This window comes from Bradyrhizobium sp. 147 (assembly GCF_023073935.1).
In the GTDB taxonomy this organism is placed as follows: Bacteria; Pseudomonadota; Alphaproteobacteria; order Rhizobiales; family Xanthobacteraceae; genus Bradyrhizobium.
Genome location: NZ_JADPKL010000042.1, coordinates 134071 through 151783 on the forward strand (window position 1 = coordinate 134071; position 17713 = coordinate 151783).

The following is a 17713-nucleotide window of genomic DNA, read 5'->3' on the forward strand; positions in this document are numbered from 1 at the left end:
GCCATTACTCCGCGGCTTCGGCGGGCACGATGCGGCGGGACTGCCGTGCCTGCGCGTCATAGGCCTTCTGCCAGTCGGATGGTCCGTTCGACGGCGAGACCTGCACCGCCGTGACCTTGTATTCGGGACAGTTGGTAGCCCAATCCGAATAGTCGGTCGTGATCACGTTGGCCTGCGTGTCCGGATGATGGAAGGTGGTGTAGACGACGCCGGGCGCGACGCGATCGGTGATCTCGGCGCGCAGAGTGGTCTCGCCGGCGCGGCTTTTCAGCCGCACCCAATCGCCGTCACGAACGCCGCGCTGCTCGGCATCGTGCGGATGAATCTCGAGCCGATCCTCGGCGTGCCAGATCACGTTGTCGGTGCGCCTGGTCTGAGCGCCGACATTATACTGGCTGAGGATGCGCCCTGTCGTGAGCAGCAGGGGATAGCGCGGGCCGGTGCGCTCGTCGGTCGCGACATACTCGGTGACGACGAATTTGCCCTTGCCGCGGACGAAGCCGTCGATATGCATCACCGGCGTGCCCTCCGGCGCCTTCTCGTTGCAGGGCCACTGCACCGAGCCGAGCTCATCTAACTTGGCGTAGGAGACGCCGGCAAAGGTCGGCGTCAACGCCGCGATCTCGTCCATGATCTCGGAGGGATGGCTGTAGTTCATCTCGAAGCCCATGGCCTTGGCGAGGCCGATAGTGACCTCCCAGTCGGCAAGACCGTTCTTCGGCGTCATCACCTTGCGCACGCGCTGGATGCGGCGCTCGGCATTGGTGAAGGTGCCGTCCTTCTCGAGGAAGCTCGATCCGGGCAGGAAGACGTGGGCGTAGTTTGCAGTCTCGTTGAGGAAGAGATCGTGGACGATGACGCATTCCATCGCCGACAGCGCCGCCACCACGTGCGAGGTATTGGGATCGGACTGGAGGATGTCCTCGCCCTGCACGTAAATGCCCATGAAGGTGCCTTCGACCGCGGCATCGAACATGTTGGGAATGCGCAGGCCTGGCTCCGGGTTGAGCTTGACATTCCACAGCGCCTCGAACTGGTCGCGCACGGCATCGCCCGAGATATGGCGGTAGCCGGGCAGCTCGTGCGGGAACGAGCCCATGTCGCAGGAGCCTTGTACGTTGTTCTGGCCGCGCAGCGGGTTCACGCCGACGCCGGGACGGCCGATATTGCCGGTCGCCATCGCGAGGTTGGCGATCGCGATCACGGTGGTCGAGCCCTGGCTGTGCTCGGTGACGCCGAGGCCGTAATAGATCGCGCCGTTGCCGCCGGTCGCGTAGATGCGGGCCGCTTCCCGCAGCGCCTTGGGGTCGACACCGGTGAGCATGGCGGTGGCTTCCGGGCTGTTCTTGGGCTGGGCGACGAAGGCGGCCCATTCCTCGAACTCGCTCCAGTCGCGGCGCTCGCGCACGAAAGCTTCGTTGACGAGCCCTTCGGTGACGATGACATGCGCCAGCGCCGTCATCACAGCGACGTTGGTGCCGGGCATCAGGGGCAGGTGGAGCGCCTTCACATGCGGCGATTCCACCATCTCGGTGCGGCGCGGATCGATCACGATCAGCTTTGCACCCTGGCGCAGCCGCCTTTTCAGTCGCGAGGCGAATACCGGGTGCGCCGAGGCAGGATTGGCGCCGATGATGAGCACGACATCGGTGTCCTCCACCGAGTCGAAATCCTGCGTGCCGGCGGAGGTGCCGAAGGTGGTGGCGAGGCCGTAGCCGGTCGGGGAGTGGCAGACGCGGGCGCAGGTGTCGACATTGTTGTTGCCGAAGCCGGCGCGGATCAGCTTCTGCACCAGATAGGTTTCTTCATTGGTGCAGCGGGACGAGGTGATGCCGCCGATGGCGTCGCGGCCATATTTCTTCTGAATGCCCCGCATCCTGGCGGCGGCAAACGAGAACGCCTCGTTCCACGACACCTCGCGCCAGGGATCCTCGATCCGTTCGCGGATCATCGGCTTGAGGATGCGCTCCTTGTGGTTGGTGTAGCCCCAGGCGAAGCGGCCTTTGACACAGGAATGGCCGCGATTGGCCTTGCCGTTCTTGTACGGCACCATGCGCACGACTTCCTCGCCGCGCATCTCGGCCTTGAAGGCGCAGCCGACGCCGCAATAGGCGCAGGTGGTGACGACGGAGTGCTCGGGCTGACCGATCTCGATCACGGATTTTTCCGTCAGCGTCGCGGTCGGGCAGGCCTGCACGCAGGCGCCGCAGGAGACGCATTCGGAGCCGAGGAAGCTCTCGTTCATCCCGGGGGAGACACGGCTGTCGAAGCCGCGGCCCGAGATGGTCAGCGCGAAGGTTCCTTGCACCTCCTCGCAGGCGCGGACGCAGCGCGAGCAGACGATGCACTTGGAAGGATCGTAGGTGAAGTACGGGTTGGACTCGTCCTTCGGCATCCATTTGTCGTTGCTGCAGCCATCCGTCTTCGCGAAGACATGGTTCTCGCCCTCATAGCCGTAGCGCACGTCGCGCAAGCCCACGGCGCCGGCCATGTCCTGCAATTCGCAATCGCCGTTGGCGCCGCAGGTGAGGCAATCGAGCGGATGGTCGGAGATGTAGAGCTCCATCACGCCCTTGCGAAGCTGCTTCAGCCGCTCGGTCTGGGTGCGCACGACGAGGCCGTTCGTCGCGGGCGTGGTGCAGGAGGCCGGCGTGCCGGCGCGGCCCTCGATCTCGACCAGGCAGAGCCGGCAGGAGCCGAACGCGTCGACCATGTCGGTGGCGCAGAGCTTTGGAATCTGATGGCCGGCCTCCATCGCCGCGCGCATGATCGAGGTGCCCTCGGGCACCGAAATCTGCTTGCCGTCGATGGTCAGCGTCACCACCGTTTCCGATTTCGAGGGCGGCGTGCCGAAGTCGATTTCTTCGATCAGAGACATGGTCGTTCTCCTATTCCGCGGCCTGAAGCGTGGTCGGCGCCGGAAGGAAATCCTCCCGGAAGTGCTTCAATGCGCTGAGCACGGGATAGGGCGTGAAGCCGCCGAGCGCGCAGAGCGAGCCGAATTTCATGGTGTTGCAGAGGTCTTCGACGAGCATGATGTTCTCGCTGACGCGCTCGCCCCGCATGATCTTCTCGATGGTCTCGACGCCCCGGGTCGAGCCGATCCGGCACGGCGTGCACTTGCCGCAGGATTCGACCGCGCAGAACTCCATGGCGAAGCGCGCCTGCCTGCGCATGTCGACGCTGTCATCGAACACGACGATGCCGCCATGGCCGATCAGGCCGTCGCGCGCGGCGAAGGCCTCATAGTCGAACGGCGTGTCGAACAGGGCGCGGGGGAAATAGGCGCCGAGTGGGCCGCCGACCTGGACCGCGCGAACGGGCCGGCCGGTGAACGTGCCGCCGCCGACGTCGTCGACGAGCTCGCCGAGCGTCACGCCGAACGCGGTCTCGAACAGCCCGCCATGGCGGATGTTGCCGGCGAGCTGGATCGGCATCGTGCCGCGCGAACGACCCATGCCGAAATCCGCATAGGCCTTGGCACCCTCAGCGAGGATGAAGGGGATCGCCGCGAACGACAGCACGTTGTTGATGACGGTCGGCTTGCCGAACAGGCCGTGATGCGCCGGCAGGGGCGGCTTGGCGCGCACGAGGCCGCGGCGGCCTTCGAGGCTCTCCAGCAGTGAGGTCTCCTCGCCGCAGACATAGGCGCCGGCGCCGACGCGCACCTCGAGATCGAAGGCTTGTTTCGAGCCGCCGATGTTGCTGCCGAGATAGCCGCTGCGCTTCGCCGCCGTAATGGCAGCGTTCATCGCCTCGACCGCGTGCGGATATTCGCTGCGGATGTAGATGTAACCTTTGGCCGCGCCGACGGTGAGGCCAGCAATCGTCATGCCTTCGATCACCAGGAAGGGATCACCTTCCATGATCATGCGGTCGGCGAAGGTGCCGCTGTCGCCCTCGTCGGCGTTGCAGACGATGAATTTGCGGTCGGCCTTGGCCTGCGCGACCGTCTTCCATTTGATGCCGGTCGGAAAGCCCGCGCCGCCACGGCCGCGCAGGCCGGACGCGGGGACCTCGCTCAGGATCGCATCCGTGCCGAGCGAGAGCGCGCGCTCCAGGCCCCTGTAGCCGCCATGGGCGCGGTAGTCGTCGAGCGAGCGCGGATCGATCACGCCGCAGCGGGCGAAGGTGAGGCGGGTCTGGCGCTTCAGCCAGGGGATCTCGTCGACCGCCCCCAGCCGCAGTAGATGCGGCGTGTTGCTGGCGAGCGCATCGAGCAGGGAGGGCACGTCGGTTTCGGCGACGGGGCCGAACGCGATGCGGCCCTGCGGTGTCGCCACCTCGACCAGCGGCTCCAGCCAGTATAGGCCGCGCGAGCCGGTCCTGACGATGTCGATTGCAACGCCCCGCCTGGCGGCGGCTTGCTCAAGCGCCAGCGCGACCTCGTCGGCGCCGACGGCCACCGCGCCGGCATCGCGCGAGACGTATAGACGCATGCTCATCGCTGCGCCTCCGCAACCAGCGCATCGAGGCGCTTCTGATCGAGCCGTCCGATCAGGCGGCCGTCGAGCATCGCGGACGGCGCAGTCGCGCACAGGCCGAGGCAGTAGATCGGCTCCAGCGTGACACGATTGTCGGCGGTGGTGCTGCCGAGCGGCACGCCGAGCTTCGCCTCGGCGCGTGCAGCGAGCGCATCGCCGCCCGCAGCCTGGCAGGCCTCGGCGCGGCAGAGCTTCAGCACATGGCGGCCGGCCGGCCTGTGCCGGAAATCATGATAGAACGTGAATACGCCGTGCACTTCGGCGCGCGACAGATCCAGCGCCTGAGCCACGATCGGAATGGCGGCCTCCGGCACGTAACCGAACGCCTCTTGAAGAGCATGCAGGATGACGAGCGTCGCGCCTTCCTGCCGAGCGTGTTCGGCGATGATCTCGGCGCCGCGCGTTTCGCCCCAAGGCTCATAGCAAGGCTCGTAGCAAGGCTCGTAAACCGCTGTCATTCTTCGTTCTCAACTTAAGCGTTTCTGATCGCAAACTATTTGGAGTCACTCGAAGATCAATAAAGCTGTCCCGTGCTGCGATTGCGAATTCGGATCGATTGGCATGGGCGATCGGTCGATCCGAAAATGCAATTATGGGCGTTCCGCTCGGCGGTTTTTGCGTGTTGCAAGGGGGCGAGCGTGCTAGCTTGCATGCCACGACAGAATTCGAGGGGACGACCGGTTGATCGACAAGCTTGAACTATTGCTGGCGCTGGCGAAGGAGCGGCATTTCGGACGCGCGGCGGAGGTCTGCGGCGTGACGCAGCCGACGATGTCGACCGGGCTCAAGCAGCTCGAGGAGATCCTCGGCGTGATGCTGGTCCAGCGCGGGTCGCGCTTCCAGGGCTTTACGCCGGAAGGCGAGCGGGCGCTGGATTGGGCGCGGCGGATCGTGGGCGATGCCCGCGCCATGCGCGACGAGATCAACGGACTGAAGCATCAGCTCTCCGGCGAGATCCGCATCGCGGCGATCCCGACCGTGCTCGGCATGGTCGCCGCGCTGACGACGCCGTTCCGCGCCAGGCATCCCGAGGTGCGCTTCCGCATCCAGTCCACCACCTCGTCCGAGGTGCTGGGGCTGCTGGAAAATCTCGAGGTGGATGCGGGGCTGACCTATATCGAGAACGAGCCGATCGGCAAGGTGCGAACCATTCCGCTCTACAACGAGAGCTACCGGCTCCTGACGGCCCCCGATGCGATGTTCGGTGACCGCGAGACGGTGACCTGGACCGAGGTCGGGCAGGTGCCGCTGTGCCTGCTCACGCCCGACATGCAGAACCGCCGCATCATCGATCGCGCGCTGCGCTCGGTCGGTGCCGAGGCAACACCGACGCTGACCTCGAACTCGCTGCTGGTGCTGTTCACGCACGTCAAGACTGGGCGCTGGGCGAGCGTGATGCCGGCCAAGCTCGCCGAGACGCTCGGCCTGTCCGACACGGTGCGTTCGATCCCGATCGCCGACCCCGAAGTCAATTACAGCATTGGCCTCGTGATCCCGCAGCGCGATCCGATGACGCCGCTGATCGCGGCGCTGGTCAATGTCGCGCGCGAGGTCGCGCCCTCGCTACAATCATAGCGCATTACGAGATCAGGTGTGCCGGCAGCCTAGGTGCCACCTCTCCCCAGCGGGGAGAGGTCGGATTGCGCTGGGCGATGCGTCGCATCGTCCAGCGCAATCCGGGTGAGGGGCCGCCGCGATTGGTGGGAGTGTAACCCCTCACCCGGATCGCATCTTTGCGATGCGATCCGACCTCTCCCTACGGGAGAGGTGAACAAGCTCTGGGGCCGACAGCGGTTCAATTCATTGTGGCCTGTTGATCGCCTCAAGCCGCTGCCGATATCGCCGCCGCCGCCTTGATCGCATCGCGCGGCAGCGTCACGCGCACCACCGTGCCGACATCGATTTTGGAACGCAGCCGCATCGAACCGCCGTGGAGCTGCGCCAGCGAGCGGGCGATCGCCAGGCCCAGTCCGGAGCCGTGATAGGTCTTGGTGAGCTGGCTCTCGACCTGCTCGAACGGGCGGCCGAGCCGCGCCAGCGAATGCGGCGCGATCCCGATGCCGGTGTCGGCGATCATCAGCACGATCCGGTCGTCGAGCTGCCGGCTGCGCACCACGACGCGTCCGCCGTCGGGCGTGAACTTCACCGCGTTGGACAGCAGGTTGACGATGATCTGCTTGGTGGCGCGGCGGTCGGCGACGACGGAGATGGATTTGGCGATGTCAGCATCGAGCGTCAGGTGCTTGTCCTGCGCCCGGCCGGTGACGACGCGCAGGGATTCCGCCAGCGTCCGCGACAGGTCCAGCTCTTGCATGTCGAGCTTCATGCGGCCGGCCTCGATCTTTGACATGTCGAGGATGTCGTTGATGACCTCGAGCAGATAGTGGCCGCTGGTCAGGATGTCCTGGCAGTATTCCTGGTACTTCTCCGAACCGAGCTCGCCGAACATGCCCGAGCCCATGATCTCGGAGAAGCCGATGATCGCATTGAGCGGCGTGCGCAGCTCGTGGCTCATATTGGCGAGGAATTTCGACTTGGTCTGGTTGGCTTCCTCGGCGCGAGTCTTCTCGCGCTGGTACTTTTCGGCCAGGTCGGCGAGCTCGACCGCCTGGCGTTCGAGCGCGGCCTGCGAGCGCTTGAGGTCGATGACGGTGGCGCGCAGGCGCAAATCGTTGTCGACCAGCTTCTGCTCGTGCTCCTTGATGCGGGTGATGTCGGTGCCGACCGAGACGTAGCCGCCGTCTTTGGTGCGCCGCTCGCTGATGTGCAGCCAGCTGCCGTCGTCGAGTTGTGCCTCGAAGGTGCGTGCGCCCGGGCCCTGGCTCGCGGTCTCGTTATGGCGGGTGCGCACCTCCGGCATGCGGCCGACTTCGAGCACGGTCTCGTAGGAGGTGCCGGGGATCACGGCGGTGTCGGGCAGCTTGTGCAGCCGCTGGAAGTGCGAGTTGCAGAGCACGAGGCGGTCGCTCGCGTCCCACAGCACGAAGGCTTCCGGAATGGTCTCGATCGCGTCGCGCAGGCGAAGGTCGGCTTCCACCGTTCTCTCGGCGAGGCTCTTCTGCTCGGTGATGTCGACCGCGATCCCGATCAAGTGCACGCTGGAATCGGTCGCCCCGCGCGTCTTCTCGCAGCGGACGCGGAGCCAGATCCAGTGGCCGTCGACATGCTGCATGCGGAAGGTCTGGTCGATGTGGTCGATCTTCTCGGAGATGAGCTGATCGGCGATCTCGAACAGATCGATATCGTCGGACTTCACCAGCGCGTTGACCTCGCCGAAGGTGAGGAGCTCGTTGCGGCCGTCGAGGCCGAGCATCGAGAACATTGACTGCGACCAGAAGATCCGGCCGCGCGACAGATCCCAGTCCCACAGTCCGCAGCGGCCGCGATTGAGCGCGGTGTCGATGCGGCCGCGCACGGCGTCGTTGATGAGGTCGCCTTCGCGGGCGCGGGTCGACTGCCAGTGGAAGGCAAAGCCCAGGATCAGGACGACGAAGCCGGTGGTCGCCGACAGCGTCACCGAGAGCGCGGCATCCGAGCCCCAGATCGGCTCGTTGCGCTCCTGGATCACCGTGACGAAGCCGGGCAGCGACTTGATCTGGCGCGAGGTCGCCATCGCGGCGTTGCCGTTCGGCAGCGTCATGTCGGCGACGTTGCCGTCGCGCGGGGGCGCCGCGAGCAGTTGCGCCGTCGTGATCGCGTCGAGCAGGCGGTCGTTGCCGGAAGGGTCGCTATCGACCGGGACGCGGGCGAGGATGCGGCGGTCGACGTCAGCCGAGGCGACAATGATGTGGCGGCCCAAGGCCGTGCCCCATGACGGAATGAGATCGGGCAGCAGCTTCGGCAGGCTCTCGATGTTCTTGAGCCGCTCCTGTCGCACGGAGGTGAGGCGGTCGATGCGTTCGGCGAGCAAATCGGCGAGCGCCGAGATGTCGTGCCGGATCACCAGCCGCTTCTGGCGCGTCTGGTCGACGACCTGCACGAACGCGCCGAGGCAGATCGTGATCAGGAAGGCGATGATGAGCGTTGGCACGGCGCGGCGCAGCGCCGGCTCCGCGATCAGCAGCCGGTGATAGGCAGGTTTCGCGATCGATTGCGCCAATCCCTTGATCGAATCGGATTGAACGCATGCGTTCGCGGCGTCTGCACGCGCCATGCCTTCGGCCCCCTGAAAACCTGCTTACGACGAGTGTCGAAAGCGGCCCCACGTCGCTTTCGAATCACACCGATTTGAATCCAGTTTTCGCGGGCTGTCGAGAGTCAACGAATCCTTAACGCGAAATTATTCTTATCCAACGCGCAGTTTGCGCATCGCTTGTCCGTAAAGTGACGTGCGCGACAGGTCCGAAACGAGAACGTGTGACTCTTCGCGCGCTGTCATGCACGCGGGGGCTCGGCGTGGCTGATCACGCGCTTCACGCTCGGGAACGCGCGCCGCAATGCACGCTCGATTGCATCGACATGCTCGTGCACCTTGATCACGCTCATCGATGGCGTGGCGCGGCAGTGAAAGTTGACGATCTCGCCGGCCTCGGTGTTGCGGACGCGCACATTATGGATGTCGTGGATCTCGCCCTCGCCGGCAAATTCGGTCAACGCGGCGGCAATGGCCTGCACGCGCTCCGCGGGGGCGTCGACACCGAACGGCAGTTCCGGTTCCAGCGGCTCGATATGGACGTCGACTTCGACGTCCTCGCCGAATTCCTCCTGGATGCTGCGCTCCAGCGTGTTGGCGACATCGTGGGCGGCCTCGAGCTGCATTTCGCCATCGACCTCGAGGTCGATGCCGACGATCAGCTTGGCGCCGAGGTCGTGCACCGTGACATGGTGGATGGCGAGGCCGGAATTGCGCGCGATCACCATGATGCGGTCGCGCACGGTCTCGTTGTTGCGCGCGACGGGGACGGCCGTGAAGGTGAGGTCGGCGTCGCCGAACGCTCTGCTGACGGCGGCTTGCGCATTGCGCTTGATGTCCTCGACGCGGTCGATCGGATAGGTCCGCGGCACTTTTGCGATGGTATCGATGAAATAGGTTGCACCGACCATGCGCACGCGCAGCCGCTCGACGTCGATCACCCCGGGCACGCTGCGGATCGCGGCCGTGGCCTGCTCATGGGCGCCCTCCGGCGCGCGGTCGACCAGCGTCTGCACGGTCGAGCCCGCCATGCGCAGGCCGAGAGCCGCGATCATCACGGCGACGGCGGCGGCCGCGGCGGCGTCACCCCACCAGAACCCGAGTCCGGCGAGGATCAGGCCCACGATCACCGCAGATGAGCCCATCACGTCGGAGGCGAAATGCAGTGCGTCCGCGGCGAGCGCCTGGCTCCTGGTCTCCCGCGCAGCGCGGTGCAGCGCGCGGGCGCGCCAAAGATTGACGGCGATGTCGATCACCAGCACGACAAAGGGCACGGCCGAAATGGTCGGCGGCGCGGTTCCCTCCCGCAGCCGGCTATAGGCCTCGACCAGGATGCCGCCGGCGAGCACGTAGAGCAGGGCGGTGACGCCCAGCGCCGAGACGCTCTCCAGCTTGCCATGGCCATAATGGTGCTCCTCGTCGGCCGGCTTGTCGGACACCCGCACCACCGCCCAGGTGATGATGGTCGCGACCAGGTCGATCGAGGAATGCAGGGCCTCGGAGATCAGCGCCAGCGAGCCGATCGCAATTCCGACCACGAATTTGGCCGCCGCCATGCCGCCGCTGGCGAAGATCGAGATCGCGGCGACCGAGGTCTTGTTGTGCTGGGAGATCATGGCGGGGATTTAGCAGGACGTAGGTGAACATCAAGCGACGATCCACAGCCGTAGTCGCAAGTGACTTGCAGGAGCGACGGCGATGTCATTCCTGGGATGGCGACCAGACCCGACTCTCGAGATTTCAGGTTCGGCTCTTCAAGCGCTCCGGAATGGCGCTTAAGGCACCGTCACGACAATCTTCCCGAGATGCTTGTTCGCCTCCATGTGCGCGAACGCCTGATCGATGTCATCGAATGTGAACACCTTGTCGATCGGCAGTTGCAGCTTTCGCGACTCGACGGCGCCCCAGATGTCCTTGCGCACCTGCTCGAAGATCTCGCGGACCTCCTCGATGGTGCGGGTGCGGAAGGTGACGCCGACATAGTCGATGCGGCGTGCGGCGTGCAGGTCGAAGTTGAAGTCGGCATGGGTGCCGCCGAGCCGGCCGACATTGACGATGCGGCCCTTCACCTTCGTCGCGGCAAGGTTATGGTTCGCGACCTTGCCCGAGACCTGGTCGACGATGAGATCGACGCCTTCGCCGCCGGTCGCTTTCAGGACCTCGTCGACCCATTTCGGATCGGAGCTATCGACGGCCAGATCGGCGCCGTATTCCTTCAGCCGGCCGCGGCGAGTGGCGTCGGTCGACGAGCCGATTACGAGCTTGGCGCCCTTGAGCCTGGCGATCTGCATCGCCATCAGCCCGACGCCGGAGCTCGCGCCCTGAATCAGCACGCTCTGGCCCGCTTGCACGCCGCCGACGGTGACGACGGCATTGTGCATGGTCGCGAGCGCCACGGGAAGGGTGGCCGCCTCCTCGAAATTCATGTTCGAGGGCGCGTGGAACAGCCGGCCGTGATCGGCCAGCGTATATTCGGCAAATGCGGCACTGCCCGACCCCATGATGCGGTCGCCGATCTTGACGCCCTTCGCGTCCGGCCCGAGCTCGGCGACTTCGCCAGCCCATTCCATGCCGAGCACGGTGCCGACGCCGCCGGCTGCGCCGTGGGCATGACCCTTGCGCATGCCGGTATCGGCGCGGTTCAGGGCACAGGCGCGGACGCGGACCAGCACCTGCGTGCCCTTAGGCTTCGGTTGAGCGACATCGGAAATCGTAGCGCCGTCAGGACCGTAGACATAAGCCTTCATGTCTTACACTCGCTTCTTACAGTGATTATTCCGCCGCTTCGTGTTGCGGCTGAACGATCATGCCCCCCAGCCGGCTGCGGATGATGGCTTCCGCCTCCCGCACGATGCGGGAGACCAGCTCGGCGCAGCTCGGGATGTCATGGATCAGGCCCTGCACCTGGCCGGCCGACCAGATGCCCTCGTCGGAGTTACCCGTCGCGTAGACCATCTTGCCGCGGGCACCGGCGACGAGTTCGCGGATGTCCTCAAACTTGGCACCTTCCTTTTCCATGGCGACGACCTTGGTCGAGATCGCGTTCTTGGCCACGCGCGAGGTGTTGCGCATGGTGCGGAAGATCAGCTCGGTCTCGCGCTCGTCATTGGCGACGATCTTCTCCTTGATGAGCTGGTGGATCGGGCTCTCCTTGGTGGCCATGAAGCGGGTGCCCATGTTGATGCCGTCGGCGCCTAGCGCCAGCGCGGCAACGAGGCCGCGCGCATCGGCAAAGCCGCCGGAGGCGATCATCGGAATCTTGATCTTGTTCGCGGCGGCCGGGATCAGGATCAGGCCGGGGGTGTCGTCCTCGCCCGGGTGGCCGGCGCATTCGAAGCCGTCGATCGAGAGGGCATCGACGCCCATGCGTTCGGCCGAGAGCGCGTGACGGACGCTGGTGCATTTGTGCACGACCTTGATGCCGTGCTTCTTGAATTCGTCGACATGCTCCTGCGGCTTGTTGCCGGCGGTCTCGACCACCTTGATGCCGCTGTCGATGATGGCGGCGCGGTATTCGGCATAAGGCGGCGGCTTGATCGCGGGCAGGATGGTGAGGTTGACGCCAAAGGGCTTGTCGGTGAGGTCGCGGCAGCGCGCGATCTCCTTGGTCAAGTCTTCCGGCGTTGGTTGGGTCAGCGCCGTGATGAAGCCGAGTGCGCCGGCGTTGGCGACCGCGGCAACGAGCTCGGCGCGCCCGACCCATTGCATGCCGCCCTGGACGATCGGGTGCTCGACGCCGACGAGCTTAGTGAACCGTGTCTGCAGCATAATGTTTCCCCCGCCGGTGTGGCGCTCTGGTCTCGGTTGATGCAGGGGAGGATGCCGCCCGGACCGGGAAATGTCTATTCGTCGCGCCGTGCGGTGCAGGCGGGGCCATCATGCGGGACGCGAAGGGATTCCGTGGGGCGGATAATTGCCGCTGCCGGACGGAGCGAAGAGCTACTCCGCCGACAGCCGCACCATCTGGCGGCCGCCGTTCATTTCTTTGAGGCGGTTGACGAAGTTCTCCGGGCGCTGCCAGCGGTTGGGGACTTGCAATCCCATGAACTCGGCGATGTCGCCGATGAAGCCGGTGCAGTTAGTGGTCTCCGCGTTCCACACCGGCGAGTTCGCCTGCAATTTCTTGATGTAGGCGAACACGCGCTTGGCGTCAGCCTCGTTCAGGTACACGCGATAGCTCGCGGTCAGATATTCCGGATCGAGATCGCCGTAGCTGGCGCCGGTCTCGGAGGGCACAAAGGTGATGTGGCCAAGCACGTAAGCAAGCGTGTCGCCGGCGGGTGTGAGGCCCGCGACCTCGACCGCGCGTTCGCTGGTCTTGCCGTACCAGACGAAGGCGTGGCCCCAGCTCGCGGCGGTTCTCGCCCGGAAGTCGACGTAGTACGGACCTTTCTCCGCACGCGCGACGGGACGCCGCGTCGCTTGCGGCGCCGGTCGCGATGTGGTGTCGGTCGTCGCAAGCGCGTTCGCATCGGCAACGCGCTTGTTCGCTTCATGGGCCGAGGCCGAGGGCATCGTGCATGCGATCATGGCCGCGAGCGCGAAGCCCGCGAGGATGCAGGATCCCGATCGACCAGATTTGTAGGTCACGCTGTGCCCCTCGACTCTCGCCCGCTTACGCAGATTCGTGTTGCGTGTCAGTACCGCGCTGCGACCGGGCCGGGCGCCTTGCCGATCGGGGCCTTTCCAACCGGGCTCTTGCCGATCGGCATCTTGCCGATCGGAGCCTGCTCAGCCGGATAGGCCGGCACGGGCTGGCGGCGCGGCAGATCCGCAGCGTTCGCAACCGTGACCAGAGCAAGCGTGGCACCGAGAGCAAATACAATCTTCTTCACAGTCATACCCCTAGAAGTTTGGTCCAAACACGGCGGCGCCGTGCCCCCAGACACGCATCACAGAAGGGCGGCCGAATGCGTCCAAGTTGCGGCACGCGCGGGACATGTTGACGGCATATGTCGGGCGTACGCAGATGTGATGTTTAGGGATACTTCGGAGTGTGTGACGGCCGGGGATTGGGCTGTCGCTGCGCGCATTCGGGCTGCGGCGGCGCGCTGGCGGCTACAGCCGAAACTCATTCGTTAGCTCGCCGATGCCGTCGATCGCGACGGTCACAGTGTTCAGCGGCTCCTTCATCACGCCGACACCGACCGAAGTGCCGACGGCAATGAGGTCGCCGGGGAGCAGGGTCATGTCGTGGGAGATCCTGCTCACCAGCTGCTGCGCGCTGAAGATCATGTCCGAGATCGGATAGTTCTGCCGCTCCGCGCCGTTGAGGATAGTGCGGACCGTGAGCTTGGCCGGATCGAGGCCGGTGGCGATGACGGGCCCGAACGGGCCGTAATCGTCGATGCCCTTGGCGCGAGCCCATTGCGGGAAAGTGGGGTCGCTGGTCAGGATGTCGTTGGCGGTGATGTCGTTGACGCAGGTGTAGCCGAAGATAAAGCTGTCCGCTTCGCCAGGGGAGACGCGTGCGCAGGTCCTGCCGATCACGATGCCGAGCTCGCCCTCATAGGTGGTCTTGCCGTCGTAGTAAGACGGGCGGCGGATCACGGCGCCAGGCGTCGTGATGCTGGTGGTGGCTTTCAGGAGATACAGCGGCTCCGGCGGCTCGGGCTGGTTAAGCTTGGCCGCGAGCGCATGGAAATTATTCCAGAGCGCGACGATCTTGCTGGGCGCGCAGGGCGCGAGCAGCTCCACATCCGACAGCGCCAGCATCTTGCCGCTGCTGGCATTGCGGCCGAACATGTCGCCCTCATGCACGCTGATGCCTGATGGCGTCAGCGTGCCGAAGCCGGTCGTGCCGCCATGGCGGAAGCGCAGCCAGCGTTTCATCTCGCCCGCCATCACGCCACCGCCAGTGCGCGCGGATCTGATGGTGCCGAAACGCCGTCATAGAGGCCGGCGATGCGTGCGCGCTGCGTCACCATCGCCAGCACCGAATCGAGCACGGGCGTGGCAATGCCGGTGAGGCGGCCCATCTCCTGCACCACGGTGACGAGCGGATCGATCTCCATCGGGCGGCCGCGCTCCAGATCCTGGAGCATCGAGGTCTTGTGCGCGCCGACCTTGCGGGCGCCCTCGATGCGGCGCTCGACGTCGACGCGGAACGTGACGCCGAACGTCTCGGCGATGGCTTGCGTCTCGACCATGATCGCGCGCGACAATGCACGCGTCGCCGGATCGGTGCAGATCACGTCGAGCGTTGCATGGGTCAGGGCGCTGATCGGATTGAAGCAGACATTGCCCCACAGTTTGAGCCAGATCTCGTCGCGGATGCGGTCGAGCACCGGCGCCTTCAGCCCGGCCGCGACAAAGAGATCGGAGAGGCGCTGCACGTCCGGCGTGATCTCGCCGGAGGGCTCGCCGAGCGGGAAATTGTTGCCGTAGATGTGGCGGATCACGCCGGGCGCCTCGATCTCGGTGGCGGGATAGACGATGCAGCCGATGGCGCGCTCGGCGCCGATCTCGCGCCACTGCCGGCCGCCGGGGTCGATGCTCTCCAGCGTCGAGTTCTCGTATGGGCCGCCGTGCTTGTAGAAATACCAGTAGGGAATGCCGTTGACGGCGGTGACGATGCGGGTGTGAGGCCCGAGCAGCGGCTGCATCTTCTCGATCACACCGGTGATCGAATGCGCCTTCAGCGTGATGATGATGTAGTCCTGCACGCCGAGCTCGGCGGGATCGTCGGTGCAGCGCGGATGCACGGTGTGCTGCTCCTCGCCCGCGAGCAGCGTCAGGCCGCGCTCGCGCATCGCGGCAAGGTGCGCGCCGCGTGCGACCAGGCTGACGTCGGCGCCCGCGCGCGCGAGCTGAACCCCGAGATAACCGCCGATCGCGCCGGCGCCGTAGATGCAGATTTTCATGAAGTCCTCGCGAAGGAGCTGAAAGCCGGAATTTGGCACGAAAGATCCGGTCCGGCTCGGAAGGGTCCGAGCCGGGGCCGGCAGTCGCAGGGGGAGTGTGGAGGGCTCTAGGCTGCTTGCGGCGTAGAGTTGGTGGCCTCGTCCACGGCAGCGGCGATGTCGCGCCTGCTGATGACCGAGACGAGGCTGTAGTCGTCGATGACGGGCAGATGGCGGATGTGATTCCGGTTCATCAAGTGGCGGACGTGCTCGATCGTGTCCGAGGAGGTGCAGGACACGAGCTGCTGCACCGAGACCAGCTGCGAGACCTTGACGTTGATGGCATTGGCGCCGTGATCGGCGACGGCGCGCACCACATCGCGCTCAGTGAACATGCCGACCGCAGTGTTGCCTTCGGAGCGGACCACGTCCTTCACAACCAGCGCGCTGATGTTGTTGGCGCGCATCAGCTTGGCGGCGATACCCACGGTTTCGTTCATTCGCACCGTGACAACGCGCGGCGTCTTCTTGCGCAGAATGTCTCCGACCAGCATTGCAACCTCCCTGGGTGAATGACAGGGAGAAGTGTGGTATACATAATGCCAATCGTCAAGCGCTGGATTTGGCTGATCCGAAAAATCTTGCGGCAGCATTGCTGACGTTTGTGGGCGCCAAAAAGAAAGAGGCGCATCGCTGCGCCCCTGTTCAATCCTCTAAGCCGTGTGGTGGCTTATGCCGTCTCGGTCTTGGCATTGCCGGTCGCGGCCTCAATGGTCTCGGCTTCCTTGCCGAGGATAAAGGAGCGGCGCAGCGGCTTGATCACGAACAGCGCCATCAGCGCTGCCGTCGCATTCAGCGCCACTGCCACCACGAACACGGCCTTCCAGCCATAAGCAGTCGAGATCACGCTCGCCAGCGGGACGAGCAGGGATGCCGTGCCCTTCGCGGTGTAGACCATGCCGTTGTTGGTGGTCGCGAATTTCGCGCCGAAGGTGTCGCCGCAGGTCGCGGGGAATAGCGAGTAGATCTCGCCGAACACGCCGAAATAGACCGCGGTGGCGAGCACGAAGACGACGGGCACATGGCCATAGGCCGACAGCGCCAGAAGCATCAAAGCAGCGGTGCCGAAGGCGATGAACATGGTGGGCTCGCGGCCAATCGTATCGGAGACCCAGCCGAAGAAGGGACGTCCGAAACCGTCGAAGATGCGGTCGAGCGAAATCGCGAAGGTCAAGGCCGCCATCTGGAAGCCGGCGAGCGTGACCGGCGTGTCGGCGATCTTGAAGTCGTGCGCGATCGGAGCGATCTGCGCCGCGGTCATCAGGCCGCCGGAGGCGACCATCACGAAGACGAGATACATCACCCAGAAAACAGGGGTCCGCAGCACCTGCGGCGGGGTGAAGTCGATCTTGGTCTGCGGCAAATTGAGCTGCTTCTTCTTCGGCGGGATCGAGATCCGCGGCGGCTGGATGAAGAAGGCGAGCACGAACACGATCAGGCCCTGGCCGATGCCGAAGGTGAGGAAGGCGTGCTGATAACCGCTGGAGACGATCATGCTCGCGATCGGCACGACGGTAAGCGCGGCGCCGGCGCCGAAGCCGGCGGCGGTCGCGCCCGCTGCGAGCCCGCGGCGGTCGGGAAACCATTTCAGTGCGTTGCCGACACAGGTGCCGTACACCGCGCCCGCGCCCATGCCGCCGATGATCGCGGCGGCATAGAGCAGGGTAAGGCTATCGGCGTAAGAGTTGAGGATCCACGAGAGCGCGATCATCGCGCCGCCGAACATGACGACGATCCGTGGACCGTATTTGTCGACGAACCAGGCTTCGACTGGCACCAGCCAGGTCTCGGTGACGACGAAGATGGTGAAAGCGAGCTGGATCGCGGCGCGCCCCCAATGGTGGGCCGCATCGATCGGATCGACGAACAACGTCCAGCCGTATTGCAGATTGGCGATCATCGCCATGCAGACGATGCCCATCACGAGCTGGAGCCAGCGGAAACCGGTGCGAAGTGGCGCGGCCGTGACGGCGCCATCCGGGCTGGAAATCATCAAGAACCTCCCAAGGCGCCTGATTAGCTGCGACGCAGGATCGCAAGATGACCTGATGTCGCAAATATTGTGGCTTATCGTCGCAGGCGCGGGCCGAACATTGGTATACGATATTCCAGATTGCAAGCCCTAACTTGGCGCCACATTGAAGAATGCGCGAAGTTCCATCGTGATTTCGGGGGGCATCGCGGGGGCCTTCGCA

At 65.2% G+C, this 17713-nt stretch carries 14 protein-coding genes; 1 reads left to right on the plus strand and 13 read right to left on the minus strand.

The features are described from left to right. Positions 1-4 precede the first annotated feature (4 nt). The 3 genes from fdhF to IVA87_RS09965 are packed head-to-tail and all read right to left on the minus strand — an operon-like array spanning position 5 to position 4942. Entirely contained in the window at positions 5-2878 is a 2874-nt protein-coding gene (fdhF, locus tag IVA87_RS09955; RefSeq protein WP_247333462.1) for a formate dehydrogenase subunit alpha, read from the minus strand. A gap of 10 nt (positions 2879-2888) precedes the next feature. Beyond that, a complete protein-coding gene (locus IVA87_RS09960) occupies positions 2889-4445 on the minus strand; it encodes an NADH-quinone oxidoreductase subunit NuoF (RefSeq protein WP_247333463.1) in 1557 nt (518 codons plus the stop codon). Continuing rightward, a complete protein-coding gene (locus IVA87_RS09965; protein ID WP_247301234.1) occupies positions 4442-4942 on the minus strand; it encodes a formate dehydrogenase subunit gamma in 501 nt (166 codons plus the stop codon). Before IVA87_RS09965 ends, IVA87_RS09960 begins: the two co-directional genes overlap by 4 nt. A gap of 223 nt (positions 4943-5165) precedes the next feature. On the opposite strand from IVA87_RS09965, the gene IVA87_RS09970 reads away from it, so the two are divergent. Beyond that, a complete protein-coding gene (locus tag IVA87_RS09970) occupies positions 5166-6059 on the plus strand; it encodes a LysR family transcriptional regulator (protein WP_247301233.1) in 894 nt (297 codons plus the stop codon). Positions 6060-6306: 247 nt separating this feature from the next. Here the strand turns inward: IVA87_RS09970 and IVA87_RS09975 are convergent, their stop codons facing one another. The 10 genes from IVA87_RS09975 to oxlT all read right to left on the minus strand — a co-directional run bounded on the left by IVA87_RS09975 (position 6307) and on the right by oxlT (position 17511). Further along, positions 6307-8637: a PAS domain-containing sensor histidine kinase gene (locus tag IVA87_RS09975; protein ID WP_247301232.1), complete on the minus strand. Its 2331-nt coding sequence runs from the start codon at positions 8635-8637 to the stop codon at positions 6307-6309. A gap of 221 nt (positions 8638-8858) precedes the next feature. Then, positions 8859-10232 carry a cation-efflux pump gene (locus IVA87_RS09980; protein WP_247301231.1) on the minus strand — a complete coding sequence of 458 codons (1374 nt, stop codon included), beginning with the start codon at positions 10230-10232 and terminating at the stop codon, positions 8859-8861. Between the two features lie 159 nt (positions 10233-10391). Beyond that, entirely contained in the window at positions 10392-11363 is a 972-nt protein-coding gene (locus IVA87_RS09985) for a zinc-binding dehydrogenase (RefSeq protein WP_247301230.1), read from the minus strand. 25 nt (positions 11364-11388) lie between these two features. Further along, positions 11389-12384, minus strand: coding sequence for a nitronate monooxygenase family protein (locus tag IVA87_RS09990; RefSeq protein ID WP_247301229.1), 996 nt, complete (start codon positions 12382-12384; stop codon positions 11389-11391). A gap of 171 nt (positions 12385-12555) precedes the next feature. After that, complete coding sequence (locus IVA87_RS09995) at positions 12556-13206, minus strand: hypothetical protein (RefSeq protein ID WP_247301228.1); 651 nt, start codon at positions 13204-13206, stop codon at positions 12556-12558. A 47-nt stretch (positions 13207-13253) separates the two neighbouring features. Continuing rightward, a complete protein-coding gene (locus IVA87_RS10000; protein ID WP_104463929.1) occupies positions 13254-13457 on the minus strand; it encodes a hypothetical protein in 204 nt (67 codons plus the stop codon). Positions 13458-13674: 217 nt separating this feature from the next. Beyond that, positions 13675-14448, minus strand: coding sequence for a fumarylacetoacetate hydrolase family protein (locus tag IVA87_RS10005; RefSeq protein WP_247301227.1), 774 nt, complete (start codon positions 14446-14448; stop codon positions 13675-13677). Between the two features lie 11 nt (positions 14449-14459). Then, positions 14460-15479 (minus strand): 2-dehydropantoate 2-reductase, encoded by a 1020-nt coding sequence (locus IVA87_RS10010; RefSeq protein WP_247301226.1) that lies wholly within the window; start codon positions 15477-15479, stop codon positions 14460-14462. A gap of 107 nt (positions 15480-15586) precedes the next feature. Beyond that, complete coding sequence (locus IVA87_RS10015) at positions 15587-16012, minus strand: CBS domain-containing protein (RefSeq protein ID WP_247301225.1); 426 nt, start codon at positions 16010-16012, stop codon at positions 15587-15589. 176 nt (positions 16013-16188) lie between these two features. Further along, positions 16189-17511: an oxalate/formate MFS antiporter gene (gene oxlT / locus IVA87_RS10020; RefSeq protein ID WP_247333464.1), complete on the minus strand. Its 1323-nt coding sequence runs from the start codon at positions 17509-17511 to the stop codon at positions 16189-16191. Positions 17512-17713: the final 202 nt, after the last annotated feature.

Excerpts from the sequence above, each read along its gene's own strand:
- IVA87_RS09960 (WP_247333463.1), bottom strand. The coding sequence starts at position 4,445 with ATGAGCATGCGTCTATACGTCTCGCGCGATGCCGGCGCGGTGGCCGTC.
- IVA87_RS10000 (WP_104463929.1), bottom strand. The coding sequence starts at position 13,457 with ATGACTGTGAAGAAGATTGTATTTGCTCTCGGTGCCACGCTTGCTCTG.
- IVA87_RS10010 (WP_247301226.1), bottom strand. The coding sequence starts at position 15,479 with ATGAAAATCTGCATCTACGGCGCCGGCGCGATCGGCGGTTATCTCGGG.
- fdhF (WP_247333462.1), bottom strand. The coding sequence starts at position 2,878 with ATGTCTCTGATCGAAGAAATCGACTTCGGCACGCCGCCCTCGAAATCG.
- IVA87_RS10005 (WP_247301227.1), bottom strand. The coding sequence starts at position 14,448 with ATGAAACGCTGGCTGCGCTTCCGCCATGGCGGCACGACCGGCTTCGGC.
- IVA87_RS09990 (WP_247301229.1), bottom strand. The coding sequence starts at position 12,384 with ATGCTGCAGACACGGTTCACTAAGCTCGTCGGCGTCGAGCACCCGATC.
- IVA87_RS09985 (WP_247301230.1), bottom strand. The coding sequence starts at position 11,363 with ATGAAGGCTTATGTCTACGGTCCTGACGGCGCTACGATTTCCGATGTC.
- IVA87_RS10015 (WP_247301225.1), bottom strand. The coding sequence starts at position 16,012 with ATGCTGGTCGGAGACATTCTGCGCAAGAAGACGCCGCGCGTTGTCACG.
- oxlT (WP_247333464.1), bottom strand. The coding sequence starts at position 17,511 with ATGATTTCCAGCCCGGATGGCGCCGTCACGGCCGCGCCACTTCGCACC.
- IVA87_RS09965 (WP_247301234.1), bottom strand. The coding sequence starts at position 4,942 with ATGACAGCGGTTTACGAGCCTTGCTACGAGCCTTGCTATGAGCCTTGG.
- IVA87_RS09980 (WP_247301231.1), bottom strand. The coding sequence starts at position 10,232 with ATGATCTCCCAGCACAACAAGACCTCGGTCGCCGCGATCTCGATCTTC.
- IVA87_RS09975 (WP_247301232.1), bottom strand. The coding sequence starts at position 8,637 with ATGGCGCGTGCAGACGCCGCGAACGCATGCGTTCAATCCGATTCGATC.